This is a genomic window from Lutibacter sp. (assembly GCF_016342705.1).
In the GTDB taxonomy this organism is placed as follows: Bacteria; Bacteroidota; Bacteroidia; order Flavobacteriales; family Flavobacteriaceae; genus Lutibacter.
The window spans coordinates 16,020-41,838 of sequence record NZ_JAEINV010000015.1; the positions used below are offsets into that span (position 1 = coordinate 16,020).

Here is a 25,819-nt window from a genome sequence, read left to right on the forward strand (position 1 = left end):
AACTAAAAATTTATTTAGGGGCAAATATAGCACAAGGAATTATCATTTCCTCTAAAGAAATTCCTCCATGTTGGTACGTGTTTTTATAATATTGAACAAAATGATTATAATTGTTGGGATAAGCGAAAAAGAAATCTTCTTTAGCAAAAATAAAAGAGCTACTCATATGTAATGATGGCAGCATAATATCTTTTGGATTTTTTACAGCAAATACTTCCTTTTCTTCATAAGAAAGACTTCTTCCTGTTTTATAACGAAGATTTGAACTAATATTTTTATCGCCAATAACCTTTGTTGGAACTTTTGAATTTATGGTTCCGTGATCTGTAGTAATTATAAGTTTTAACCCTAATTTTTGAGCCTTTTGAATGATTTCTAATAACGGAGAATTCATAAACCAGCTATTTGTAAGTGAACGGTACGCCTTATCATCACTAGCTAATTCTTTAATTACTTCCATTTCCGTTTTTGCGTGTGAAAGCATATCAACAAAATTATACACAATTACTGTTAAATCATTTTCTTTGGTTGCGTTAAAATTTTCTGCTAATTGTTTTCCGTTTTTTATATTGGTAATTTTATGAAACCCAACTTTTAAATTTTGATGCAACCTTTTTAGTTGCTCTAATAAAAACTCTTCTTCAAATAAATTTTTACCACCATCATCCGTATCATTTTTCCAATAATTTGGATATTTTTTTTCCATTTCAAGCGGCATTACACCAGAAAATATAGCGTTTCTGGCATATTGTGTTGCTGTTGGTAAAATACTGATGTACGATTTTTCTTCTAGTTTTTTATAAAATTTATTAATGGTTAATTCCAAAATTCTAAACTGATCATATCTTAAATTATCAATCACCACCAATAACGTTCCTTTAGCATTTAAAACTTCGGGTAAAATTATTTTTTTAAATAGTGTATGTGATAGTATCGGCGCATTGTTATCATGTAACCAATCCTGATAATTAGATTTTATAAACTTAAAAAACAAAGAATTCGCTTCTTTTTTCTGACTTTCTAATATTTCAACCATTCCAGTGTCTGAAATATTTTCAAGCTCTAGTTCCCAATAAGTCAAGTTTTTATAAATATCAATCCATTCTTCAATAGAATTCACCATGGCCAAATCCATACTTATTTTCCGAAACTCTTGTTGATAATTTAAGGTGGTTTTTTCTGACACTAACCTAGAATGATCTAAATTCTTTTTTAAACTTAAAAGTATTTGATTTGGGTTAACAGGTTTAATTAAATAATCGGCAATTTTGCTTCCAATTGCATCTTCCATAATATATTCTTCCTCACTTTTTGTAATCATAACAATAGGAAGATTCTGATGCTTATTTTTAATTTTTGAAAGTGTTTCTAAACCACTTAATCCGGGCATATTTTCATCTAAAAAAACAATGTCAAAACCATCGGTTTCACATAAATCAATGGCATCGGCACCATTGGTACATTTAGTAACATTATAGCCTTTTTTTTCTAAAAAGAGGATGTGCGGTTTTAATAAATCTATTTCATCATCTACCCATAAAATTTTTATTGCGCTCATATTACTATATTTGTATATTATTTAAATATTGATTTTGACAGAAAAACTAACCAACAAACTGAAAATATTAAACGATCCAATTTACGGTTTTATTACTATTCCGAATGCTTTAATTTATGATTTAATAGAACATCCTTATTTTCAGCGTTTAAGAAGAGTTTCTCAAATGGGTTTATCCTATTTGGTATATCCTGGTGCTCATCATACCAGATTTCACCATGCTATTGGAAGCATGTATTTAATGCAAAATGCCATTAGAATTTTACGCTTTAAAGGTGTTGAAATTTCTGCAGATGAAGAAAATGCAGTATACATTGCTATTTTGTTACATGATATTGGTCACGGACCTTTTTCTCACGCTTTAGAAAAGAGTATTGTAACCGGTGTTACACACGAAAGTATTTCATTAAAATTTATGGTAGCTTTAAATAATGAATTTAATGGAAAATTGTCTTTAGCTATTACTATTTTTAAAGATGAATATCACCGAAAATTCTTACATCAATTAATTGCGAGTCAGTTAGATATGGATAGGCTAGATTATTTAAAGCGTGATAGTTTTTATACGGGTGTTGCAGAAGGAAATATAAATTCAGAAAGAATATTAACCATGTTAAATGTAAAAGATGATACATTAATGGTTGAAGAAAAAGGAATTTATTCTGTTGAAAAATTTATTGTAGCACGCCGATTAATGTATTGGCAAGCGTATTTGCATAAAGCAGGTTTAGGAGCAGAAAAATTAATGGAAAAAGTGTTAATTAGAGCCAATGAATTAACTTTAAAAGGTGTGAAATTACCAGCAAGTAAGGCGTTTTCATACTTTTTAAACAACCAAATTAATGAAGATAACTTTACCAATGAAACATTAAAAATATTTTCTAGATTAGATGATTATGATGTGTTTTCTTCTATAAAAGAGTGGATTTCTAGCGATGATTTTATTTTATCAACATTATCAGAAAACCTAATTAATAGAAAATTACCAAAGGTAAAAATACAAAGTGAGCCTTTAAGTGAAGAACAAATAAATTCAGTTAAAAATAAAGTGAAAGTAAGTCTGAATTTAAGTGATAATGAAGTCGATTATTTTGTGTATTCAGGCGAAATTTTTAATCAAGCGTACGATTCAACCAAAAATAATATTCAAATTTTATATAAAAATGGCACTATAAAAGATATCACACAAGCATCGGACCACTTGAATATTCAAGCTTTATCTAAACCTGTATATAAGTACTATTTCTGCTACCCAAAGAAATAGGTATAGTTCAACTTTTTTTTTACTTTTGTCGTGATGAAATTTACAGCAAACCAAATAGCAGAAATTTTAGAAGGTGAAATTGTCGGAAATGAAAATGTAGTAGTTTTTAAACTATCTAAAATTGAAGAAGGAAAAGAAGGATCGTTAACCTTTTTGTCCAATCCAAAATATAAAAATTTTATATATACCACAGAGGCATCAATTGTCATTGTAAATAAAGATTTTGTAGCAGAAAAAGAAATTATAACAACATTAATTAAAGTAGATGATGCCTATAATGCATTTTCAAAATTATTAGAATTTTATAATCAAGTTAAACTAAATAAAAAAGGAATTGAACAACCAACAGTTATAAGTGAAACAGCCGTAATTGGCGAAAATTTATATTTGGGTTCATTTTCATATATAGGGAATAATGTTAAAATTGGGGATAATGTGAAAATTTACCCAAGTGTTTATATAGGTGATAATGTTGAAATAGGTTCTAATACAACCATTTTTGCGGGCGCTAAAATATATTCTGAAACATTGATTGGTAATGATTGCTCAATTCATTCAGGTGCAATAATTGGAGCAGATGGATTTGGATTTGCACCAAATACAGAGGGACATTACAGTAAAATTCCTCAAATTGGAAATGTAATAATTGAAGATAATGTGGATATTGGTGCTGCTACAACAATTGATCGTGCAACTTTAGGCTCAACAATTATTAGAAAAGGAGTTAAATTAGACAATCAAATTCAAGTAGCTCACAATGTAGAAATTGGAATAAATACAGTAATAGCAGCTCAAACAGGAATAGCGGGTTCAACAAAAATAGGAGAAAATTGTAAAATTGGTGGGCAAGTTGGTATTGTTGGTCATATTACCATTGGAAATAACGTACAAATACAAGCACAAAGTGGAATAAGCAGAAATATACCTGATAATGATGTCATTCAAGGAACACCAGCAATTGGATATAATGATTTTAATAAATCTTATGTATATTTCAAAAAATTACCACAAATGGCAGCAACATTGTATTCCATTGAAAAAGAAGTTAAAGCTTTAAAAGAAGAAGAATAATGTGTAAAAAACAAAAAACAATTAAAAATGAAGTAACGCTATCTGGTGTTGGTTTGCATACAGGTAACAAAGTTACTATGACGTTTAAACCTGCTCCAATAAATAGTGGTTATGCTTTTGTTAGAATTGATTTAGAAGGCGAACCAATTATTGAAGCAAGTGCTGAATATGTTATAAACACACAAAGAGGCACAAACCTTGAAAAAAGAGGTGTTTTTGTAAATACATCAGAACATGTATTAGCAGCAGTTGTAGCTCTAGATATTGATAATATTATTATAGAATTAAATGCTCCAGAACCTCCAATTATGGATGGATCATCTAAACATTTTGTTGCCGCTTTAGAAAAAGCAGAAATACAAGAACAAGATGCAGAAAGAGAAGAATATGTAGTGAAAGAGGTTATCTCTTATAAAGATGAACAAACAGGTAGTGAAATAATTTTAATGCCAAGTCCTGAGTATCAAATAACATCAATGGTAGATTTTGGTACAAAAGTTTTAGGAACACAAAATGCAACATTAGATAAACTTTCTAATTTTAAAGAAGAAATAGCAGATGCAAGAACCTTTAGTTTTCTTCATGAGTTAGAAGCATTATTAGACAATAATTTAATTAAAGGAGGCGATTTAAATAATGCCATTGTTTATGTTGATAAAGAAATATCAGAGGAAACAATGTTAAAATTAAAAAAAGCTTTTAATAAGGAATCGCTGACAGTAAAACCAAACGGAATATTAGATAATTTAACTTTACGATGGGCAAATGAAGCTGCTCGCCATAAATTATTAGACGTTATTGGAGATTTAGCTTTAGTTGGAACTAGAATTAGAGGAAAAGTTATAGCTAACAAACCAGGTCATTTGGTGAATACAATTTTTGCTAAAAAACTGCAAAAAATTATTAAACAAGAAAAAAGGAATAACGTTCCTTCTTACGATTTAAATTTACCGCCTTTAATGGATATTCATAAAATTATGAATATTCTTCCGCACAGACCACCGTTTTTATTAATTGATAGAATTATTGAGCTATCACCAACGCACGTTGTTGGTATGAAAAATGTAACAATGAATGAATCATTTTTTGTTGGACATTTTCCTGACGCACCTGTAATGCCGGGAGTTTTGCAAGTTGAAGCAATGGCGCAATGTGGAGGAGTGCTAGTGTTAAGTACCGTTCCAGATCCAGAAAATTATTTAACATATTTCATGAAAATGGATAATGTTAAGTTTAAACAAAAAGTATTACCAGGTGATACCTTAATATTTAGAGCAGAACTTATAACACCTATAAGAAGAGGAATATGTCATATGCAAGCTTGTGCTTATGCTAATGGAAGATTAGTTGCAGAAGCTGAATTAATGGCTCAAATTGCTAAAAAACCAACAGAATAATGAATCAACCTTTAGCGTATATACACCCAGGAGCAAAAATTGCAACTAATGTAGTTGTAGAACCGTTTACAACTATCCATAACAATGTAATTATTGGGTCTGGAACTTGGATAGGATCTAATGTTACCATCATGGAAGGTGCAAGAATAGGTAAAAATTGTAGAATTTTTCCAGGAGCTGTTATTTCAGCAATTCCGCAAGACTTAAAGTTTGATGGAGAAGATTCCCTAGCAATTATTGGAGATAATACAACAATTAGAGAATGTTGTACAGTTAACAGAGGTACTAAAGCATTAGGGAAAACTCAAATTGGGGATAATTGTTTAATTATGGCAACTTCACATATTGCACATGATTGTATAATTGGTGATAATTGTATTTTAGCAAATGGGTCCGTAATTGCAGGTCACGTAACAGTAGGTGATTATGCTATTTTAAGTGGCTTAGTTGCAGTGCATCAATTTATTCATATTGGTGAACATGCAATGGTTTCTGGAGGTTCATTAGTTAGAAAAGATGTGCCTCCTTTTGCAAAAGCAGGTAAAGAACCTTTATCTTATATTGGTATAAATTCAATAGGCTTAAGAAGAAGAGGCTTTTCAACTGAAAAAATTAGAGAAGTTCAGGATATTTATAGAATTTTATATCAAAAAACTTATAACAATACACAAGCTTTAGAGATTATTGAAGCTGAAATGGAAGCAACAAAAGAAAGAGACCAAATTATACTTTTCATAAAAAACTCTCAACGAGGAATTATGAAAGGCTATACGGGTAGTTAATTAAATAATAATGTAATAAAAGGGCTTAAAACAAAAAGTTTAAAGCATAAAATTAAAATAGTTCATAAATAATGGCAACAACATCAGATATTAGAAACGGATTGTGTTTAAGATATAATAATGATATTTTTAAAGTAGTAGAGTTTTTACACGTAAAACCTGGAAAAGGTCCTGCTTTTGTAAGAACAAAATTAAAAAGTTTATCGTCAGGAAAAGTATTAGATAATACATTTCCAGCTGGAAGAAAAATTGAAGATATTAGAGTTGAAACTAGAAAATATCAATTTTTATATCCTGAAGGCGATGTATTTCATTTTATGAATACAGATGATTATAACCAAATTACATTGGCTAAAGAAACATTAGACGCTCCAGAATTATTAAAAGAAGGAGAAATAGTTACTGTTATTTTTAATACAGAAGATAACATGCCACTTTCTGTTGATATGCCTGCCAGTGTTATATTAGAAATATCACATACAGAACCAGGCGTGAAAGGAAATACGGCTACAAATGCAACCAAGCCTGCAACAGTTGAAACTGGAGCAACAATTAATGTTCCGTTATTTATTAATGAAGGTGATAAAGTGAAAATTGATACTGCAAAAGGTGCATATTTAGAAAGAGTTAAAGAGTAAAGACTATGAAATTTCCTCGAAAATATAGTTTGTCAGAAATAGCTAAATTATTAGATGTTTCTTTTATTGGTCCTGAAAACTTTCCAATTACTGGATTTAATGAAATTCATGTGGTTGAAGAAGGAGATATTGTATTTGTTGACCATCCAAAATATTACGACAAGGCTTTACAGTCTAAAGCAACAGTTGTTTTAATAAATAAAAGTGTAAAGTGCCCAGTAGGAAAAGCATTGTTAATTTCTAATGATCCTTTTTCAGATTTTAATAAACTATCCGTTTATTTTAATTCTTTTAAAAATTCAACAAATTCAATTTCAGAAACTGCTATTATTGGTGAAAATACTTTCATTCAACCAAATTCATTTATTGGAAATAATGTTGAAATAGGAGATAACTGTTTAATACATTCTAACGTTTCAATTTACGATAATTGTAAAATTGGAAATAATGTAACTATTCATTCTGGATCAGTTTTAGGAGCTGATGCATTTTATTATAAAAAGAGGCCAGAAGGCTATGATAAACTTTTATCAAGCGGAAGTGTTATTATTGAAGATAATGTAGATATTGGTGCTTTATGTACTATTGATAGAGGTGTAACGGCTAATACAACTATTAAACGAGGAACTAAAATAGATAATCAAGTTCAAATTGGTCATGATACAATTATAGGAGAGAATTGTTTAATTGCCGCTCAAACAGGCGTTGCTGGCTGTGTAATTGTAGAAGATGAAGTAATCCTTTGGGGACAAGTAGGAACAAATAGTGGTATAACCATTGGTAAAGGAGCTGTAGTTTTAGGGCAAACTGGAGTCACAAAATCAATTGTTGGTGGAAAAACATATTTTGGTACGCCAATAGAAGAATCTCGTAAAAAATTAAAAGAAATTGCAGAAATAAAGCAATTATTAAAAAAACAAAAAAATTAAATATTATAATAACTAAAATATAATATTTTACATTTGTAATAGTTCAATATAGTTAATTAAAAAAAAAACAGTTCAATGAGCGTATTAGTAAATAAAAATTCGAATATTATTGTTCAAGGATTTACAGGTAGTGAAGGTACTTTCCATGCTACTCAAATGATTGAATATGGTACAAATGTGGTTGGAGGTGTTACACCAGGTAAAGGAGGTCAAACTCATTTAAATAAACCAGTTTTTAATACTGTTCAAGATGCTGTTGATAAAGTTGCAGCAGATACCTCTATTATATTTGTACCGCCAGCTTTTGCAGCAGATGCAATTATGGAAGCGGCAGCAGCTGGAATTAAAGTTATTATTTGTATAACTGAAGGTATTCCTGTAGCAGATATGGTAAAAGTGAAGGCATATATTGCTCATAAAAATTGTAGATTAGTTGGTCCAAATTGTCCAGGTGTTATAACTCCAGATGAAGCAAAAGTTGGAATTATGCCAGGATTTATCTTTAAAAAAGGTAGAGTTGGAATTGTTTCTAAATCTGGAACATTAACATATGAAGCTGCTGATCAGGTTGTTAAAAAAGGTTATGGAATTTCTACAGCAATTGGAATAGGTGGAGATCCTATTATTGGAACAACAACAAAAGATGCTGTGGAATTATTAATGAATGATGATGAAACTGATTGTATTGTTATGATTGGTGAAATTGGTGGTCAGTTAGAAGCAGAAGCTGCACGTTGGGTTAAAGCCAATGGAAATAAAAAACCTGTGATTGGTTTTATTGCTGGGCAAACAGCACCTAAAGGTAGAACAATGGGACATGCAGGAGCTATTGTTGGTGGAGCAGATGATACAGCACAAGCTAAAATGGCTATTTTAAAAGAAAATGGAATTCATGTTGTTAATTCGCCTGCAAAAATTGGTGAAAAAGTTGCTGAAATTTTAGGATAGAAATAATTTATAGATGAAATATAAAGCCTTCGAAATATATCGAAGGCTTTTTTTGTTACATAATTTTAAAAATTATATATTAATATTGTAAGTTTTAAAATATATAACTACTACTTCAAAAATAATTTTAATGAAAAAAATACTTTCTAAAAATAATATTTCAAACCTAATATTTATACTAGTTTTAGCAATGATGTTATATCCACCAACACGTGAGTGGTTTATGCGTCAAATTGCATTTTCACCTTCAATAAATAATTCTAGTGAAAAAGTTATAGATACTTATAATTGGGAATTAAAAGGTTTAAACACCAAAAGTATAAATTTTACAAATTTTGAAGATAAAGTAATTTTCGTAAATTTTTGGGCAACTTGGTGCCCTCCTTGTAGAGCAGAAATGCCTATAATTCAAAAACTTTATGATGATTATAAAGATAAAATTTCATTTGTATTTGTAACTGCTGAAAATTGGGAAACTGTAAATACGTATTTTAATAAAAATGGATACAATTTACCTGTATACAATTCCTTAAGTAGTCCTCCTCAGCTTTTTTTAGAAACAAATAGTATTCCGGCTACTTATATTATAAATTCAAAGGGAATTGTTCTTGTTAATAAAACGGGTGCAGCAGATTGGAATAGTTCAAAAATTAGAAATTTATTAGATGAATCAATAAAAAATAAATAGTAGGTGTAGCGTTTTTAATTCTTTTAACGTAAAGATTATATAGATAAAATTTAAAGTATAATTTTAACTGAATTTAAACATGAGAAAATACTTATTATTGTTTGTGATTTTAGTGACTTTCAATAGCTGTAACAATGCTGATTGTGCACTTTATGCAACGGGCCCTCCAATTACTTATATTGAATTAGTAGATAGTGACACCGGTGAAAATATATTTACCTCTGGAACTTATCAATATTCAGATATTGAAGTAATTAACGATAATAATGAACCTGTTACTTTTGATTTTATAAATGAAAATGATTACAATATTATTAGGTTTATTCCATATACATACTCCAATTCAAATACGGTATTTATTAAATTAGATGATACTATTAATATTAAAGTCACATTTGATATTAAAAAAATTGAGACGGAGTGCTATACAAATTATTATATTGAAAATTTAGTTGTAGAAAATTATCCATCTGAACTTAATGTTAACACAGGATTGTTAATTATAAAAGTTTAAGCTTTTAAGAGAATTAAAACTAAATTTGTTAACGCATCATAAAATCATATATAATGAATATTATAAATTATAAATCATTTTTAAAAATTTTCATTTTATTTATATTTTTTTCTTGTAGTAATTCAGATGAAAGCGTTGCTTTTGATGAATTTTCAAGTAATTTGTCTGCTTCAAATGTAATTTTAAGAATAAATAAAACATTTTTTGACGAGATCAACAATAATAGAATTAATAATATTTCGGAAGGTGATTATATTAAAGTAAATAGTGGGAAAAAAAATGGCGATTTTATAGAATTATCTGTTTCATATAGTGGCGGATGTAAATTACATAATTTCGAAATTATTTGGGATGGTGTAGTATACACAAATAATCCTTGCAATATGAATTTTCTTTTGGTTCATAATAGTAATAACGATAGCTGTGAAGCTTATGTTACAGAAACTATTATTATAAATTTAAAAGAATTATTAGGTGATGTTACTTACAGTAGCGATTGTAGTTTTAATATTTTTGACACCTATAATTTAACAAATACTCCTACAATTAAAATATAAAAGAGTAAATAAACGAAATAATTATGCTGTAGGAATTTAACTAATTTGGAACCTAAAATAAGTAAAGATATCCTTGTTAACAAGCTCTTAATTGAGTGTGAAAAAGGAAACGTATTACATCAAGAAATGTTGTATAAGCATTTTTACGGGTATGCTTTAACTATTTGCAGGTTGTATTCATACTCAAATGATGAGGCTGTCAGTATTTTAAATGATAGTTTTTTAAAAATTTTTGAAGCAATTCAAAAAAAACAATATAATAAAGATTTATCTTTTAAAGGCTGGTTAAGAAAAATACTCATAAATACCGCAATTGATTATTATAGAAAAAATTTTAAGCATAATAATCACCTTGATATAAATGATGTAGTTTATATTGAAACTGACGAAACAAATGCAATAAGTAATTTACAAGCTGAAGATATTTTAAACCTATTAGATAAACTACCAGAATTACATAGAATTGTGTTTAATTTATATGAAATTCAAGGCTATAGTCATCAAGAAATAGCCGAACAATTATCCATTGCAGAAAGTACTTCAAGGGTTTTTTTAACAAGAGCAAAAACAAAGTTAAGAGTTTTAATAAATAAAAACTTTTAGGATTAATGAATAAAGATTTTGATAAAATAATAAGTGATAAAATTAAGGCTACTTTAGACAACCAAAATGTGCCTTATAATGTAGAACATTGGAAAATGTTACTTGCCAAAAAAGAAAAGAACAAGAAAAAGGGTTTTATTTTTTGGCGTGTTGCTGCTATTTTAGTGTTTTTATTAGTAGCTGGAGGTTATATTCATTTTTTTAATACAACATCAAATTTTGAAAAATCAGCAGAACCCCAATTAATATTAGATACAAAAACGGATTCTTTAAAAAGTGATTCTTTAAACTTAAAAAAAGGAATATATATAACTTCAAGTATAAAAGATACAACAAATAAGAAAAATGATAAATACAAAAAATCTGATAAATTATTAAAAAGTACCTCAAAGCAAATTAATTCAATTAACACGTTTATTGGAAAGAATAAAATAGCTACAAATAAGCCAAAATTTGAAAATTCTATAAAAACATATGCTAGTACATTAGATGAATTGATGGATACTTTAAGTATAAAATCTGATGCTATTTTTGAATCTAGTTTAATTTTAGAAAAAAGAGAATCAATTATAGTTCAACAAGATTCAGTTGTTGCCAAGAATGAATTTCTTGTAGCGCTTGAGTCACTTAAAAACATTGAAGAGGAGCAAGATAAAAAAGATTCAAACAAGAATATTAAAATTGGATTAGGCGTTGCTCCAATTTTTAATTATACATCAGAAAATAACAATTCTACAACGGGCTTGGCTGGAGGATTTTCAATAGATTATGCAATTTCTAATAAGTTTGAAATTTCTACAGGAATTTTATATTCTAGTCAGAAATTTGATTTAAATAAAGGTTCAAATTATTTAAAGGATGCCGTTAGTCGCTCAAATTCAAGTCAATTAACAGAAAAAAATGCAACTTTTGAGGGAGTTGAAATTCCAATAAATATAAAATATAATTTTTCTGTTGATGATAAAAATATTTTTGTTTCTGTTGGTTTTTCATCAACATCTAGTTTTAATGAAAATACAGAATCTAAATATATACTTAATAGTACAACTCAAACAAAAACAAAAGACGCTTTAGGAAATAATATTGTAAAGTATGAATTGTATCAAGTAGATAAAACTATTTTAACACCAAACACTTCTAATGTATTTAATTTTGCTAATATAATTAATGCTTCGTTAGGAATTGACATACCTACAAAAAATAATCAATCTATAATAATTGAACCATATTTAAAGTATTATGTTAGTCCTGTTTCACAACAAAAAGTGGATGTTTTAGGCGCTGGAATTCATTTACGCTATATTTTTATATTTAAAAAAAATATTTAAATCCTTCTGTAGCGTTTTATAATTCTTATTCGTATAAGTAAGTATAGGTTATAAACTTTTAGTGCAATTTAAAGGTTTAATGTAAAATCTTCATGCTTATTCTATATTGAATAAGCATAGATTTTACAAAATATAAATTCTAAAAACAGCAACCATTAAAAATTCAAAGATGAAAAAAAGTAGTTCAATTTTATTAGTAACCATATTATTATTTATTGCGGGTTGTAGCAATGATATTTCAACAAGTGATGATTTATTGTCTTCTGATGTATATGGAGAAGCGAGTGGAGGAAGTCCTGAAGGAGGACAGGGAAATCAGTCTGGTTTAGTATCAGCAGGAGAGTGGAATGATTTAAATAATTGGAGCTTTTGGAATAATTTATTAAATGGACAAGAGTATTCAAAAAATCCTGAATACTGGGGTTTTTACACAAATAATAGAATTTCTGTAAGTGTAAAATTTAATACGATACCAGCTGTAAATGTAAAAGTAGCTGTTAAAAAAAATCAAGATGTAATTTGGGAAAGTTATACCGATAATTTTGGAACTGCTGAATTATGGATTGGACTATTTCAAAAGGAAAACACTATAGATTTAACTAATTATAAATTATTTGTAAATGATGAAGAAGTTTCAGTTCCGTTAAAATTATTTAATGATGGGATAGTTTCAGTCCCAATTAATTCCACACAAAATATTTCAAATAAAGTAGAATTAAGTTTTATTGTAGACGCTACAGGGTCTATGAGTGATGAACTTGAGTTTTTAAAAGATGATTTAAAAAGCGTAATTCAAAAGGTTAAAAATGGAAATTCAGCATTAAATATATTTACATCAACAGTGTTTTATAGAGATGAAGGTGATGATTATTTAATTAAAAGTTCGGATTTTACGAATGACATTTCTATTACACAAAATTTTATAAATCAGCAAAGTGCGAATGGAGGAGGAGACTTTCCAGAAGCAGTTCATACGGCATTAAATCAAGCAATTAATAACTTACAATGGTCGGTTGATTCAAAAACGAGAATAGCCTTTCTTTTACTAGATGCACCACCACATTATGAACCACAAATTATTGATGCCATTCAAAATTTAATTAAAAAAGCAGCACAAAAAGGTATTAAATTAATTCCTGTAACAGCAAGTGGGATTGATAAAGAAACAGAGTTTTTAATGCGATTTTTTTCCATTTCTACTAATGGCACTTATGTTTTTATTACCAATCATAGTGGGATTGGGAATGATCATATAGAAGCAAGTGTTGGAGACTATGAAGTTGAAACTTTAAATGATTTAATGGTACGTCTAATTAATAAGTACTCTGAGTAATTATTGTATAACTATGATATATTAAAAACCCAGTTTGATAATTTCAAACTGGGTTTTAATGTGCTTTAAAGCGAGTTAAGATGAATAAATACCGTAACGTCTAAATCTATCCCATTGTAATCTTTTAGTGTTTGAAAAATTTACTAAATGAACTTGTTTAGTATTTTCTTGTGGTAAGTTTTGATTTAAAGTTTTCATAATAAGTAGTTTTAATTATTTTTTGTTTACTTAAATGACGACAATAAAACAAAAATGTTACGCTATTATGTATAACATAGTACTAAATTAACGAAAATTTAACTAATGTGTTAGTATTTAACATTTTAATGTTAATAAAATCTTAAGAGTTTTGTTTAACTCCTTCAAATATTTCATTTAAAGTTTCAATTATTATATTGCAACCTTTATAAATTTCATCCTCAGAAATAGTAAGAGGAGGAGATATTCTTACTGCTTTTCCTTCAAATAATAACCAATATAATAATAATCCTTTTTCTAAACATTTTAAAATAACTTGAGAAGCCATTTCACTAGATTCAACCATTGCTGCCAACATTAATCCTTTTCCTCTAATTTCAGTTATTAACGGATGAACTAATAATTTTCTAAATAAAGATTCTTTTAAAGCAATTTCATCTAAAATATTAGAATTTAAAAGTTCCTTTAAATTAGCCAAAGCAGCTGCAGCTATTACAGGATGTCCACCAAAAGTAGTAATATGTCCTAACTTTGGATGTTCCTTTAAACAACTCATTATTGTATCGGAAGAAATAAATGCACCAATTGGCATTCCACCACCTAAACCTTTGCCAGTTACAATTATATCAGGAACTACGTTGTAATTTTCAAAACCAAATAATTTTCCTGTTCTACCAATGCCAGATTGAATTTCATCTAAAATTAAAAGAGCTCCAACTTCTTCACATTTTTCTTTAACAATTTTTAAATAATCATTTTCAGGTTGAATAAAACCAGCACCTCCCTGAATTGTTTCAAAAATTACAGCAGCGGTTTTTGTTGTTATTTTTGAAATATCTTGTAAGTTGTTGAATTCAACAAATTTAATACCAGGGACTAAAGGTCTGAATGCGCTATTTTGTTCTTCTGCACCACAAACACTCATAGATCCTTGAGTATTTCCATGATATCCATTTTTTGCAGCAATTATTTCACTTCTACCAGTATATCTTTTTGCTAATTTTAAAGCACCTTCCGTAGCTTCTGTTCCTGAATTTGTTAAATAGGTTGTGCAAAGGTTTTCTGGTAAATTATCTGCTAAAAGCTTGCATAAATTTAATTGTGGCTGTTGAATAAATTCGCCATAAACCATTACATGTGTATATTTATCAACTTGATTTTTAATGGCTTCTGAAATTTTAGGATGGTTATGACCTAAAGTGTTTGCGGAAACTCCAGCTATAAAATCTAAATAGCTTTTATTATTTACATCATATACATAACATCCTTTAGCTGAAGCAATTTCTATTGCCAATGGGTAAGGACTTGTTTGTGCTTGATATTTTAAAAAATCTTTTTTCAATTTTCAGTATTATTGTTTTATAATTTTTGCAGCATTCTTTTTAGGAATTATATCATCATCCTTGTCATGTATAAAAATATCTTCCATTTTTTTTGGTCGTTCTGTTTCTCGCCAAATAAAACCTTTTAACAATTTATCTTTTTCTAAAAAAAGTGATGGTGGATACGTTTTTCCATCTGCTTTAATATTAAAATCTATAGTTTCAATTTCATTATTATTCATGGTAATAAATATACTTTTACTACTCTGCATTTTTGAAATACCTATTAAAACTTGAGCTTCATCTCTCATATAATAAATAACTTCACTATTTCCAACATCGTTCAGGGTTTTTAAATTATTATTCTCAAATTTCCCATACATGTTTTTACCTTTTAACTGACTGAATCCAGCGGAATCTTTTTGAATCATAAAGGCATTATTTAGCACTTTTAAAGAATCTAATTGTTCTGTTTTAGCATTGGATATAAAGTGTATAGTATCTCCAGTAATTTGATTTCCTTGTGCCCACATTACTGGGTTTCGTAATAATTTTGTTAAACCTGTTTTTTCATTTGTAATTAACGAATCACATTTACCTTGTAAATCAACTTTAAAAAACTTCACTTTATTAAAGGCTCGTACAATACGCTCATCAACCTTACCAGTAACCATTAATTTATTTCCATGGATATATAATGAATCTTTCTCTACTAATGATATTGCTACAGCTTTATCGGTTATATAAACAGAGTCTTTTAATTTGTAATATTCTGCATAACCACCTTTAATTACTGAACTGTTTGCAGTATCTAACACCTTTATATTTCCAGTTGCAGACGCAAATTCTTTGTTTTTATTGTAGTACAGACTATCTCCAGAAATAATTCTATCTTCATAATATATTTTAGAATTTTTTAAGAAGTGTGAAATATTGGTTTTTGAATTATGATGTCCATTTTCTGTATAAATGGAGTTTTTATCATTTGTTATTGTTGAAGGACCCGTTAAATCAGCAATTCCAGTATAGGTGTTATAATCTAATTGGTTTGTTTTTAAGTTACTTTCTTTATTTTTTACTTCAACGTTTGTAAAAGCCTGAAATTTTTTTGTCTGCAAATAATAATGTCCAATTTTACTAGTTAAAACATTGGTAGTATCTTTTATTTTTCCTCCAGAAACATAATGCAACAGTTGTTTTTCTCTGTCAAATTTTAAAGTATCAGTTTCTAAAGTCATCATAGGATCTTTCAACACAACTTTACCCCAAGAGGTTGCAAACTTTTTATTTCCGTCATAATCAACATATTTACTGTATTGTACAACGGTATCTCCTTGATTCATTATTACATTTCCTAAAGCTTTTACCAATTTTAATTCTTGATAAATATATGCTTTATCACAGCGTAACGTAGCGCCATCATGTTCAACAAAAACATTACCGATAGAAACTGTTGCTCCAGGATATTGGGGGTCAGTATAGGTATTATCTGCCTGAAGAATTTTAATTTTTTTAGTTTGAGAATAACCAATACTAAAAATAATTAAAAAAGTAAGAAAAATAAGTTTTTTCAAATTATAAATATTTAGAGGCAAATTTAATTAAAACTTAAATTTGAATATTATAAATGTACGTTAAAAAAAAAGCTTCAAATTTTTGAAGCTTTTTTTTTAATGTTATCTCATTATTGTTTGTTTCCTGTCTGGTCCAACAGAAACAATTTTTACTGGAACTTCCACAAAGTCTTCAATAAATTTAATATACTCTTTTAATTCCTTTGGAAGTGTTGCTTCTGAAGTCATACTAGTTAAATCTTCTTTCCACCCTTTAAATTCAGTATAAATAGGAGTAACGTTATGTTCTTCAATATTATAAGGTAAATGACTTACTTCAGTTCCTTTGTAATTATATGATGTACAAGCTTTTAAAGTATCAAACCCAGATAGAACATCACCTTTCATCATCATTAATTGTGTAACTCCATTTACTTGAACAGCATATTTTAAAGCTACTAAATCTAACCAACCACATCTTCTTGGTCTTCCAGTTGTAGCGCCAAACTCCATTCCAACTTTAGACATTGTAGCTCCATCTTCATCAAATAATTCAGTAGGGAATGGGCCAGATCCAACTCTAGTTGTGTATGCTTTAAAAATACCAAATACATCTCCAATTTTATTTGGAGCAACACCTAAACCGGTACAAGCACCAGCGGCAGTTGTATTTGAAGATGTTACATATGGATATGTTCCAAAATCAATATCTAATAAAGATCCTTGAGCACCTTCAGCTAAAATTGTTTTATTATTTTTAATAGCATTATTCAAATATTCTTCACTATCAATAAATGTTAATTGCTTTAATACATCAATAGCTTCACAAAATTCAGCTTCAAGTTCTTCTAAATTATATTGAATATCTACATTAAAAAAGTCAATCATTTTAATGTGTTTTTCAGTTAACGCAGCATATTTATCTTTCCAATCATCTAATTCTAAATCTCCAACACGCATTCCATTTCTACCCGTTTTGTCCATATATGTTGGGCCAATTCCTTTTAAAGTAGAACCAATTTTGGCTTTTCCTTTTGAAGTTTCACTTGCTGCATCTAATAAACGATGCGTTGGTAAAATTAAATGTGCTTTTCTTGAAATTAATAGTTTAGTTTTAAAATCTAAATTAAATTGAGCAAGATTTTCTAATTCTTTTTTAAAAATTACTGGATCAATAACCACACCGTTTCCAACAACATTTACAGCTTCTTTATGAAAAATTCCTGAAGGAATTGTATGTAAAACGTGTTTGTGTCCATCAAAAATAAGTGTGTGTCCTGCGTTTGGACCGCCTTGAAAACGAGCAATTATGTCATAGTTTTTTGTAAGAACGTCTACAATTTTACCTTTACCTTCGTCTCCCCATTGAAGTCCTAATAATAAATTTACAGCCATGTTGTTTTATATAATATGTTAGTTGTTTTGTTTTTTTGTTCCGTAGAAATAAAGTGAATGATTATGAATATCAATATTGAAAGTTTCTTCAATAGCTTTTTTAATAATTTGAATTCGTGGATCACAAAATTCAATTACTTCACCTGAATCCGTTAAAATAATGTGGTCATGTTGTTTGTCAAAATATGATTTTTCGTAATGTGCTTGATTTTGACCAAATTGATGCTTTCTAACTAAACCAGATTCTAATAATAATTCAATAGTATTGTAAAGCGTAGCTCTACTAACTCTATAATTTTTATTTTTCATTTGAATATATAAAGATTCTATATCAAAATGATGGTTTAGGTCATAAATTTCTTGTAAAATAGCAAAACGTTCTGGTGTTTTTCTATGGCTATTTGCTTCCAAAAAATTCACAAAAACGTTTTTTACAATTTTCTGATTATCATTACTCATATATTCAACTTTTTAGGTTGTGGCACTAAACAACAAAGTTACTTCTTATTTTTTAAAATTAAACTAGAAAAAAATCATATTTATTAACGTTTAATTGTTTATAAATTAATGTTTATAAATTCTGTCTACAGAATCAATTCCTTCAATTTTTTTAATGCTATCACTTAATTTTTGCAACTGACTTTTATTTTGAACGCTTACTGTAATTTTTCCATCAAAAATGCCATCTATACCTGATATATTTAAACTTAAAATATTTACACTCATGTTTTTTGAAATAATTTGTGTTATTTCATTCACCATTCCCACATGGTCAACTCCATGAATTTTTAAAATTACTTTAAATTCTTGTTTAGAAGAATCAATCCATTTGGCTTGAATAATTCTATATGCATAATTTGCCTGTAAACTTATAGCGTTTGGACAATCTTTTTTATGCACTTTTATTCCATCATTAATAGTTACAAATCCAAAAACTTTATCTCCAGGTATAGGGTTGCAGCAAGGAGACATTTTAAAATCTAAACGTTCTTCTTCACTACCAAAAACTAAAGAATCATATTTATCAACAATTTCATCTTTGTCTACAGCTTCAGGATTCTGAGCACTTCTTTTTATTCTATTTTTAAAGAAATTTACAAATGCATTGTTTCTATGTGAAACAAAATCTTTTAATTCATTATTATCAATAGAACCGTTACCCATTCTATAAAATAAATCTAAGCTTGTTTTTAGTTTAAAGAAAACCACCAATTCATTAACTACTTTTTCATTTAAAGTGATTTTTAAATGTCGAAGTTTTCTAGTTAAAACTTCCTTTCCTTCTTCAGCTATACTTTTTTGTCCTTCTTTTAGCGCACTTTTAATACGTGTTCTTGCTCTTGCTGTTACAACAAAATCTAACCAACCAACGTTTGGTTTTTGATTTTTTGAAGTAATTATTTCTACCTGATCACCACTAAATAATTCTTGGCTTATTGGTTTTAATTTTCCATTTATTTTAGCTCCTCTACAGTTCATACCTACTTGGGTATGAATTGAAAAAGCGAAATCTAAAGCAGTTGCATTTTTTGGCAACGCTTTTAATTCTCCGTTTGGAGTGAATATAAATATTTCCTTCGCGTATAAATTTAACTTAAAGTCCTCAACAAAGTCAATAGCGCTACTATCTTGATTTTCAAATGTTTCCTTAATTTTATTTAACCAATTATCTAATCCGCTTTCTCGTTCATTTTGGTTTTTATATTTGTAATGAGCAGCATATCCTTTTTCGGCAATTTCATCCATTCTTGAAGATCTAATTTGAACTTCAACCCATTTACCTTGCGGTCCCATAACAGTAATGTGTAACGATTCGTATCCTGTAGATTTAGGTTGACTAATCCAATCTCGCATTCTACTTGGGTTGGGCCTAAAGTGATCTGTTACAATAGAATATATTTTCCAAGCATCAAATTTTTCATTTTTTTCAGATGATTTATAAATAATTCTAATAGCAAATTTATCGTAAATTTCTTCGTAAGAAACTCCTTGAGAAAGCATCTTTTTTCGGATAGAATAAATAGATTTTCTTCGTCCTTTTATAAAATAATCAAAACCTTCTTTATCTAGTGCTTCTTTAATAATGCTTGAAAAACCCTCAATGTATTGATCTTGTAAATCTTTATTTAACCTTATTTTATCTTGAATTTCACCGTAAACCTCAGGTTCTGTATATTTTAATCCTAGGTTTTCTAATTCTGTTTTAATATTATATAAACCTAAACGATGTGCTAATGGTGCATAAATGTAGAGTGTTTCAGAAGCAATTTTTAATTGTTTATCAGTTGGCATTGCATCCATTGTTTGCATATTATGCAATCTATCCGCAATTTTAATTAAAATAACGCGTACATCATCGTTTAAAGTAAGTAACATCTTTCTGAAATTTTCTGCTTGCACAGATGCATCCTGATCTTTCTTTAAATGTGATATTTTCGTTAATCCATATACAATTTTAGCTACACTCTCACCAAATAAGCGCTCAATGTCTTCAGTGGTATAATCCGTATCTTCAACAACATCATGCAGTAATGCTGAAACAATAGATGTAGTATCTAATCCAATCTCATACGCTACAATTTTAGCAACAGCTATTGGATGATAGATATAAGGTTCACCAGTTTTTCGTCTTTGAGAGCTATGTGCTTCCACAGCCATATCAAAGGCTTTTCTAATTTCCTTTTTATCTTCATCAGTAAAAGTTTGATAAGCGCCTTGTAAAAGGTCTTTATAACGCCTAGCAATCTCTTTATTTTCTTCTTCGGAGCTAATAGTGTATGCCATGTTTTAAAAATAATACTTTAAACCAATTAAACAATGCCTAACAACTATTTTTTTAAATTTAAAATACGTTGCAATAAAGTTGGGTGTGAATAGTGAAATTTCACATAAAAACTATCTGGAGTTAAATTACTCAGACTATTTTTTGATAATTTTTTTAATGCTGAAATTAATGAATTTCCGTTAAAATTATTTTTAGCATAATCATCTGCCTGATATTCAAATTTCCGTGATAAAATATTCATTAAAAAACCTGTTATTTCTGAAATTGGACTGTATAAAATGGTAAAAGCAATTAAACCAATATGAAAGCTTGCTTGGTCAACACCTAATGCCTGAGATAAAATTGTATTCCCTATTAGTAATGACAAAATAAACAGTGTAAATCCCATTAAAAGTAACGAAGAAAACAGATTATAAATAATATGTTTCTTTTTATAATGACCGACTTCATGCGCTAAAACAGCTACAATTTCATCAGTTTCTAAATCATTTATAAGTGTATCGTACAGCGTAATTCTTTTTTGCGAACCAAATCCAGAAAAATAAGCGTTTGCTTTTGTAGAACGTTTAGAACCATCAATCACAAAAATATTATCTATTTTAAATCCAACTTTTTTTGAAAAATTTTCAATAGCAGTTTTTAAATCTCCAGCTTCTAAAGGAGTTTGTTTGTTAAAAATAGGTACAATTAATTTTGAATAAAACAAATTCATAAAAATTGTAAAAACAGCAATTAAAGCCCACGTATATAGCCAAAAATTAGTGGTTGTTAATTGAAAAAACCACGTAATTAAGGCTAAAATTCCTCCTCCAATAATTACCATCATTAGCCAGCCTTTAATTTTATCGAAAATAAATGTTTTTAAGGTAGATTTGTTAAATCCATATTTTTCTTCAATTACAAAAGTTTTATAATATGAAAAGGGGATAGAAATTAAATCGCTCGCAAAAATTATAATACCAAAGAAAATTAATGTAATGACAATTTGATGATTAGAGATACTTTTGGCAATAGTATCTACAAATGCAAAACCATCAAAAATAAAAAATAATAGCGTAGTCAAAATAGAAAAACCACTTACAATTGTTGAAAATGCATGATTTTCTTTTTTGTATGCTTGTGATTTTTTATATTCTTCCTCATTATAAATTCCATCTAATTCTTTTGGAATAGGATCGTTAAAATGTTTTGCATTTAAATAATCTAAATACGTGTCAAAAAGATACTTAATAAGTATTATTCCAATTAACATATAAAATACTATCGTAGGGTTCATTTTTTTGTTATTTAATTAATTGTCGTTGGCGAACTCCTTCAAATAAAATAATTGCTGCACTAACTGAAACATTCATAGAATCTATGGCTCCACGCATTGGAATTATAATGTTTTTTGTGGTGTTCTTTAGCCATTCATTGGTTAAACCTGTATCTTCCGTTCCAACAACTATAGCGCTTGGCTGAGTATAATCAATAGTTTGATATTCTACAGAAGCAGTTAAAGCAGCCCCGTACATATTTATATTTTTTTGTTTTAAAAAATCGATAATTTCTTCGGTTGTTCCAGTTGCAATATTTATGGTAAAAATACAACCTACACTGCTTCTTATAATGTTTGGATTGTACATATCCGTTTTTGGATTTGCAATTAAAACAGCATCAATTCCTGCAGCATCTGCTGTACGTAATAAAGCTCCAATATTTCCAGGTTTTTCAGGTGCTTCAGCCACTAAAATTAAAGGGTTTTTAGTTGTTAGTTGAAGCTCTTTTATTGAAAGGTTTTTAAATTTTACAACAGCAATTACGCCTTCTGTGGTATCGCGAAGCGCTAATTTTTTATATACGTCACTTGAAATTTCTATGATTTCAATATCATTATTAGTTAAAATGTCAACTAATAATTCTTCTTTTAAAATTGAAGTGTCAATTAGCAAATTTTCAATTATATAACCTCCTTTTAAGGCTAAAATAATTTCGCGTAAGCCTTCAACCAAAAAAGTTTGATTTTTTTTTCTTGTACGCGATTTTTCCTTTAGTTGTACTAATTCTTTTATATATGAATTTTGAGTACTTGTAATCACTTTTTTCATACTGCAAACTTAATTTAAATTGCTTATAATTCGTTATTTTTATAGTAATTTACAAGTAGTACTACCATTTTACTGTAGCTTTTAATTCCGTCTTCTTGATTGTTCGCTTTTAAAAAATTATCATAAAAAATTTCGAAATATTTTTCAGACCAATTTTGATATAATTCCCAAAAATCTTGATTTTGTTGTAAATCTTTTAAAATTCCAACATTTAGTAGCGCTTTTAATTCTTCAAACTTTTCTGGACTAGTATAAAATAGTTCATTTAAACAATAACGCAACGCATTTAAATAGGCGCCATATTGAAAATATTTGTCAGATGAATTAATGCCCGCCAAATAACCAACAAAATTAGCTTCGCTTTCTGGTCCAATTCCAATTTGATGCGCCAATTCATGACAAACCGTTGCTGTATATGTGTTTTTTGGAATTAAATAATTAACCTGAGCTTCATTAGTAAACGGATTTAAATAGCCTGCAAAACCCATATAAGCTAAAGGAACACTAAATAAGGAACTTTTAACATGTAACTTTTGATGTTTGAAATCAGGAAGGTTTTGCTGAAACTCATTATAAACTAAATAAGATTTCTCTCTAATTTCCTTTTTAGTAGCTGGGTTATCAATTAAAATAGTATCATTTTTTGTGATTGAAATATGAGTTTCATTCAGTTTTGTAATTAATCGTTTTGTGAAAAGCTCTAAATCATTAGAAGAGTAGGGTTGAATGTCAATTTTTAATTTTTCTGAAATACGGATTCTATAATAATTTAAACCCCAATTAAAATGAAATACAAAAAATACTATTGAAATAATTGCGCCAAGTTTCCATAAACTCTTCTTAGCATTAAAAGTTTTCTTTTTAATTGAATTTACCAGTTGTTTAATCAAATAAAGAATTAATAGTAAGTACAAAATATCTCCTATTGAAAAAGGAATCCAGCCCAATAAAAATTGATAAATTTTATTTAAAAATACATATAACCCGTTAGAATAAAACCTTTCAATATAATTTGGAAATTTGCTAATTAATTGTACAAATGCCCATTGCATAACTAATAAAAGGACTAAAATTTTAGATATTTTTTTTTGTTCCATAATTCAAAAATAATGAATTAAAAAAGAGTTTCACATAAAAATAGTTATTAACAATTAACCTACTTTTCAACAAAATATGTGTAAAAAATATTAAAAAAACAATGTTTATTCACCTATTAAAATTTACATTTGCTTTTGTTGAAATAGAAAAAATATTGCGCTAATTTTTAGCATAATATTTTGTATATTAAGCAATATAAATAGAAGTTAAATTCAGTTAAAAGTTAAAAATATCTAGTGAAAAATTTACAACCTATTCCATCAAAATCCCTAAAGAAAAGTACTGTTATTAGCCTTGAAAAAGGTAAAATTCCTCCGCAAGCTATTGAATTAGAGGAAGCTGTATTAGGAGCTATGATGATTGATAAAAAGGGTGTTGATGATGTAATTGATATTTTACATCCTGAAGCTTTTTACAAGGAAGGGCATCAATTTATTTATGAAGCTATTTATTCACTATTTCAAAATTCCGAACCTACCGATTTATTAACGGTTTCAAATCAATTGCGAAAAACAGGGCATTTAGAAGTGGCTGGCGGCGATTTTTACTTGGTTGGTTTAACTCAAAAAGTTTCATCTTCTGCACATATTGAATTTCACGCTCGAATTATTCTTCAAAAATATATTCAACGCAAGTTAATTTCTATTTCTTCTGAAATAATTGAAGAATCTTATGATGAAACTGTAGATGTTTTTGATTTATTAGATTCTGCTGAAACCAAACTATTTGAAGTTACGCAAGGAAACTTAAAAAAAGGTTCTGAAGACGCTCAAGGATTAGTAAATCAGGCGATTAAAAAAATTCAAGAAATTTCTAATAAACAAGGAATGAGTGGTATAGCCACTGGTTTTACACGTTTAGATGAATTAACTTCGGGTTGGCAACCTTCAGATTTGGTAATTTTAGCTGCACGTCCTGGTATGGGGAAAACTGCGTTTGTAATGTCTATGGCAAAAAATATGGCGATAGATTTTGATGAACCTGTTGCAATATTTTCGTTAGAGATGTCGTCAGTTCAGTTAATAACACGTATGATTTCTAGTGAAACTGGAATTTCTTCAGGAAAATTAAGAAAAGGAAATTTAGAACCACACGAATGGGAACAATTAAACGTAAAAGTAAAAAACTTATCGAAAGCTCCTATGTTTATTGATGATACACCTTCTTTATCAATTTTTGATTTACGTGCAAAAGCACGTCGTTTAGCATCACAACATGGTATAAAAATTATAATTATTGATTATTTACAATTAATGACTGCTGGAACTTCTCAAAAAGGAGGAGGGAATAGAGAACAAGAAATTTCTACTATTTCTCGAAATTTAAAAGCACTTGCCAAAGAATTAGCAATTCCGGTTATTGCACTTTCTCAGTTATCTCGTGCTGTTGAAACACGTGGAGGAAGTAAAAGACCATTGTTATCAGATTTACGTGAATCTGGAGCAATTGAGCAAGATGCGGATATTGTATCGTTTATTTACCGTCCTGAATATTACGGACTTACAGAGTGGGATGATGAAGAAAGAACTCCTTGTGAAGGGCAAGCTGAGTTTATTGTTGCAAAACACAGAAATGGAGGTTTGGATAATATTCGTTTAAAATTTACTGGGCATTTAGCACAATTTAGTAATTTAGATGAGGATTATGGAAATGAATTTCATTCTAAAATGAATAGTGCCATTTCTCAAAGTAATATTCCATCAGCAGAAGATGCTTTTGGAGCTCCTGATAATTTTGATGATGATGATGTACCTTTTTAAACTAAAAACAC

The 25,819-nt window shown here is 28.5% G+C and carries 24 protein-coding genes; 14 read left to right on the forward strand and 10 right to left on the reverse strand.

What is annotated here, in order from left to right; translation table 11 throughout:
* Window positions 1-10: 10 nt before the first annotated feature.
* Window positions 11-1,558 carry a response regulator gene (locus JEY78_RS12885; protein ID WP_291852038.1) on the reverse strand — a complete coding sequence of 516 codons (1,548 nt, stop codon included), beginning with the start codon at window positions 1,556-1,558 and terminating at the stop codon, window positions 11-13.
* Between the two features lie 34 nt (window positions 1,559-1,592).
* Between JEY78_RS12885 and JEY78_RS12890 the strand changes: the two genes are divergently transcribed.
* The 13 genes from JEY78_RS12890 to JEY78_RS12950 all read left to right on the forward strand — a co-directional run bounded on the left by JEY78_RS12890 (window position 1,593) and on the right by JEY78_RS12950 (window position 13,610).
* Window positions 1,593-2,822, forward strand: a complete 1,230-nt coding sequence (locus JEY78_RS12890) for an HD domain-containing protein (protein ID WP_291852040.1) — start codon at window positions 1,593-1,595, stop codon at window positions 2,820-2,822.
* A gap of 33 nt (window positions 2,823-2,855) precedes the next feature.
* Entirely contained in the window at window positions 2,856-3,893 is a 1,038-nt protein-coding gene (lpxD, locus tag JEY78_RS12895) for a UDP-3-O-(3-hydroxymyristoyl)glucosamine N-acyltransferase (protein WP_291852043.1), read from the forward strand.
* Complete coding sequence (locus JEY78_RS12900) at window positions 3,893-5,290, forward strand: bifunctional UDP-3-O-[3-hydroxymyristoyl] N-acetylglucosamine deacetylase/3-hydroxyacyl-ACP dehydratase (protein ID WP_291852048.1); 1,398 nt, start codon at window positions 3,893-3,895, stop codon at window positions 5,288-5,290. The genes lpxD and JEY78_RS12900 overlap by 1 nt, the downstream gene beginning before the upstream one ends.
* On the forward strand, window positions 5,290-6,072 hold the full coding sequence (lpxA, locus tag JEY78_RS12905; RefSeq protein ID WP_291852051.1) for an acyl-ACP--UDP-N-acetylglucosamine O-acyltransferase: 783 nt from the start codon (window positions 5,290-5,292) through the stop codon (window positions 6,070-6,072). The genes JEY78_RS12900 and lpxA overlap by 1 nt, the downstream gene beginning before the upstream one ends.
* A gap of 71 nt (window positions 6,073-6,143) precedes the next feature.
* Window positions 6,144-6,710 (forward strand): elongation factor P, encoded by a 567-nt coding sequence (gene efp, locus JEY78_RS12910; RefSeq protein WP_291852053.1) that lies wholly within the window; start codon window positions 6,144-6,146, stop codon window positions 6,708-6,710.
* Between the two features lie 5 nt (window positions 6,711-6,715).
* Window positions 6,716-7,639, forward strand: a complete 924-nt coding sequence (locus tag JEY78_RS12915) for a UDP-3-O-(3-hydroxymyristoyl)glucosamine N-acyltransferase (RefSeq protein WP_291852054.1) — start codon at window positions 6,716-6,718, stop codon at window positions 7,637-7,639.
* A 75-nt stretch (window positions 7,640-7,714) separates the two neighbouring features.
* On the forward strand, window positions 7,715-8,587 hold the full coding sequence (gene sucD / locus JEY78_RS12920) for a succinate--CoA ligase subunit alpha (RefSeq protein ID WP_291852057.1): 873 nt from the start codon (window positions 7,715-7,717) through the stop codon (window positions 8,585-8,587).
* 130 nt (window positions 8,588-8,717) lie between these two features.
* Window positions 8,718-9,275, forward strand: coding sequence for a TlpA disulfide reductase family protein (locus tag JEY78_RS12925; RefSeq protein ID WP_291852062.1), 558 nt, complete (start codon window positions 8,718-8,720; stop codon window positions 9,273-9,275).
* A gap of 79 nt (window positions 9,276-9,354) precedes the next feature.
* Window positions 9,355-9,789 (forward strand): hypothetical protein, encoded by a 435-nt coding sequence (locus JEY78_RS12930; protein ID WP_291852065.1) that lies wholly within the window; start codon window positions 9,355-9,357, stop codon window positions 9,787-9,789.
* A gap of 53 nt (window positions 9,790-9,842) precedes the next feature.
* The gene (locus tag JEY78_RS12935; RefSeq protein ID WP_291852068.1) at window positions 9,843-10,346 is read left to right on the forward strand and encodes a hypothetical protein; all 504 of its coding nucleotides are present in this window, start codon (window positions 9,843-9,845) and stop codon (window positions 10,344-10,346) included.
* A 45-nt stretch (window positions 10,347-10,391) separates the two neighbouring features.
* On the forward strand, window positions 10,392-10,949 hold the full coding sequence (locus JEY78_RS12940; RefSeq protein ID WP_291852071.1) for an RNA polymerase sigma factor: 558 nt from the start codon (window positions 10,392-10,394) through the stop codon (window positions 10,947-10,949).
* Window positions 10,950-10,954: 5 nt separating this feature from the next.
* Entirely contained in the window at window positions 10,955-12,277 is a 1,323-nt protein-coding gene (locus JEY78_RS12945) for an outer membrane beta-barrel protein (protein WP_291852074.1), read from the forward strand.
* 169 nt (window positions 12,278-12,446) lie between these two features.
* Complete coding sequence (locus JEY78_RS12950; protein ID WP_291852077.1) at window positions 12,447-13,610, forward strand: vWA domain-containing protein; 1,164 nt, start codon at window positions 12,447-12,449, stop codon at window positions 13,608-13,610.
* Window positions 13,611-13,685: 75 nt separating this feature from the next.
* Here the strand turns inward: JEY78_RS12950 and JEY78_RS12955 are convergent, their stop codons facing one another.
* The 9 genes from JEY78_RS12955 to JEY78_RS12995 all read right to left on the reverse strand — a co-directional run bounded on the left by JEY78_RS12955 (window position 13,686) and on the right by JEY78_RS12995 (window position 24,047).
* Window positions 13,686-13,808 carry a hypothetical protein gene (locus JEY78_RS12955; RefSeq protein ID WP_291852080.1) on the reverse strand — a complete coding sequence of 41 codons (123 nt, stop codon included), beginning with the start codon at window positions 13,806-13,808 and terminating at the stop codon, window positions 13,686-13,688.
* Window positions 13,809-13,950: 142 nt separating this feature from the next.
* On the reverse strand, window positions 13,951-15,150 hold the full coding sequence (locus JEY78_RS12960; RefSeq protein ID WP_291852083.1) for an aspartate aminotransferase family protein: 1,200 nt from the start codon (window positions 15,148-15,150) through the stop codon (window positions 13,951-13,953).
* Between the two features lie 9 nt (window positions 15,151-15,159).
* Window positions 15,160-16,704, reverse strand: a complete 1,545-nt coding sequence (locus JEY78_RS12965) for an OstA-like protein (RefSeq protein WP_291852086.1) — start codon at window positions 16,702-16,704, stop codon at window positions 15,160-15,162.
* Between the two features lie 102 nt (window positions 16,705-16,806).
* Complete coding sequence (locus tag JEY78_RS12970) at window positions 16,807-18,078, reverse strand: adenylosuccinate synthase (protein ID WP_291852089.1); 1,272 nt, start codon at window positions 18,076-18,078, stop codon at window positions 16,807-16,809.
* Between the two features lie 18 nt (window positions 18,079-18,096).
* On the reverse strand, window positions 18,097-18,537 hold the full coding sequence (locus JEY78_RS12975; protein WP_291852092.1) for a Fur family transcriptional regulator: 441 nt from the start codon (window positions 18,535-18,537) through the stop codon (window positions 18,097-18,099).
* A gap of 105 nt (window positions 18,538-18,642) precedes the next feature.
* Window positions 18,643-20,862: a RelA/SpoT family protein gene (locus JEY78_RS12980; RefSeq protein ID WP_291852095.1), complete on the reverse strand. Its 2,220-nt coding sequence runs from the start codon at window positions 20,860-20,862 to the stop codon at window positions 18,643-18,645.
* 44 nt (window positions 20,863-20,906) lie between these two features.
* A complete protein-coding gene (locus JEY78_RS12985; protein ID WP_291852098.1) occupies window positions 20,907-22,139 on the reverse strand; it encodes a M48 family metallopeptidase in 1,233 nt (410 codons plus the stop codon).
* A 7-nt stretch (window positions 22,140-22,146) separates the two neighbouring features.
* Window positions 22,147-22,950 carry an RNA methyltransferase gene (locus JEY78_RS12990; protein ID WP_291852101.1) on the reverse strand — a complete coding sequence of 268 codons (804 nt, stop codon included), beginning with the start codon at window positions 22,948-22,950 and terminating at the stop codon, window positions 22,147-22,149.
* Between the two features lie 23 nt (window positions 22,951-22,973).
* Window positions 22,974-24,047, reverse strand: a complete 1,074-nt coding sequence (locus tag JEY78_RS12995) for a DUF3810 domain-containing protein (protein WP_291852105.1) — start codon at window positions 24,045-24,047, stop codon at window positions 22,974-22,976.
* 237 nt (window positions 24,048-24,284) lie between these two features.
* Here JEY78_RS12995 and dnaB point away from each other — a divergent pair, with 237 nt between their 5' ends.
* Entirely contained in the window at window positions 24,285-25,808 is a 1,524-nt protein-coding gene (gene dnaB / locus JEY78_RS13000) for a replicative DNA helicase (protein ID WP_291852108.1), read from the forward strand.
* The last annotated feature ends 11 nt before the right edge of the window (window positions 25,809-25,819 follow it).

What these genes read in the sequence shown, in the direction of transcription:
- JEY78_RS12885 (WP_291852038.1), bottom strand. Translation starts at nt 1,558, where the DNA reads ATGAGCGCAATAAAAATTTTATGGGTAGATGATGAAATAGATTTATTA.
- lpxD (WP_291852043.1), top strand. Translation starts at nt 2,856, where the DNA reads ATGAAATTTACAGCAAACCAAATAGCAGAAATTTTAGAAGGTGAAATT.
- JEY78_RS12900 (WP_291852048.1), top strand. Translation starts at nt 3,893, where the DNA reads ATGTGTAAAAAACAAAAAACAATTAAAAATGAAGTAACGCTATCTGGT.
- lpxA (WP_291852051.1), top strand. Translation starts at nt 5,290, where the DNA reads ATGAATCAACCTTTAGCGTATATACACCCAGGAGCAAAAATTGCAACT.
- efp (WP_291852053.1), top strand. Translation starts at nt 6,144, where the DNA reads ATGGCAACAACATCAGATATTAGAAACGGATTGTGTTTAAGATATAAT.
- JEY78_RS12915 (WP_291852054.1), top strand. Translation starts at nt 6,716, where the DNA reads ATGAAATTTCCTCGAAAATATAGTTTGTCAGAAATAGCTAAATTATTA.
- sucD (WP_291852057.1), top strand. Translation starts at nt 7,715, where the DNA reads ATGAGCGTATTAGTAAATAAAAATTCGAATATTATTGTTCAAGGATTT.
- JEY78_RS12925 (WP_291852062.1), top strand. Translation starts at nt 8,718, where the DNA reads ATGAAAAAAATACTTTCTAAAAATAATATTTCAAACCTAATATTTATA.
- JEY78_RS12930 (WP_291852065.1), top strand. Translation starts at nt 9,355, where the DNA reads ATGAGAAAATACTTATTATTGTTTGTGATTTTAGTGACTTTCAATAGC.
- JEY78_RS12935 (WP_291852068.1), top strand. Translation starts at nt 9,843, where the DNA reads ATGAATATTATAAATTATAAATCATTTTTAAAAATTTTCATTTTATTT.
- JEY78_RS12945 (WP_291852074.1), top strand. Translation starts at nt 10,955, where the DNA reads ATGAATAAAGATTTTGATAAAATAATAAGTGATAAAATTAAGGCTACT.
- JEY78_RS12950 (WP_291852077.1), top strand. Translation starts at nt 12,447, where the DNA reads ATGAAAAAAAGTAGTTCAATTTTATTAGTAACCATATTATTATTTATT.
- JEY78_RS12955 (WP_291852080.1), bottom strand. Translation starts at nt 13,808, where the DNA reads ATGAAAACTTTAAATCAAAACTTACCACAAGAAAATACTAAACAAGTT.
- JEY78_RS12970 (WP_291852089.1), bottom strand. Translation starts at nt 18,078, where the DNA reads ATGGCTGTAAATTTATTATTAGGACTTCAATGGGGAGACGAAGGTAAA.
- JEY78_RS12975 (WP_291852092.1), bottom strand. Translation starts at nt 18,537, where the DNA reads ATGAGTAATGATAATCAGAAAATTGTAAAAAACGTTTTTGTGAATTTT.
- JEY78_RS12980 (WP_291852095.1), bottom strand. Translation starts at nt 20,862, where the DNA reads ATGGCATACACTATTAGCTCCGAAGAAGAAAATAAAGAGATTGCTAGG.
- JEY78_RS12985 (WP_291852098.1), bottom strand. Translation starts at nt 22,139, where the DNA reads ATGAACCCTACGATAGTATTTTATATGTTAATTGGAATAATACTTATT.
- JEY78_RS12990 (WP_291852101.1), bottom strand. Translation starts at nt 22,950, where the DNA reads ATGAAAAAAGTGATTACAAGTACTCAAAATTCATATATAAAAGAATTA.
- JEY78_RS12995 (WP_291852105.1), bottom strand. Translation starts at nt 24,047, where the DNA reads ATGGAACAAAAAAAAATATCTAAAATTTTAGTCCTTTTATTAGTTATG.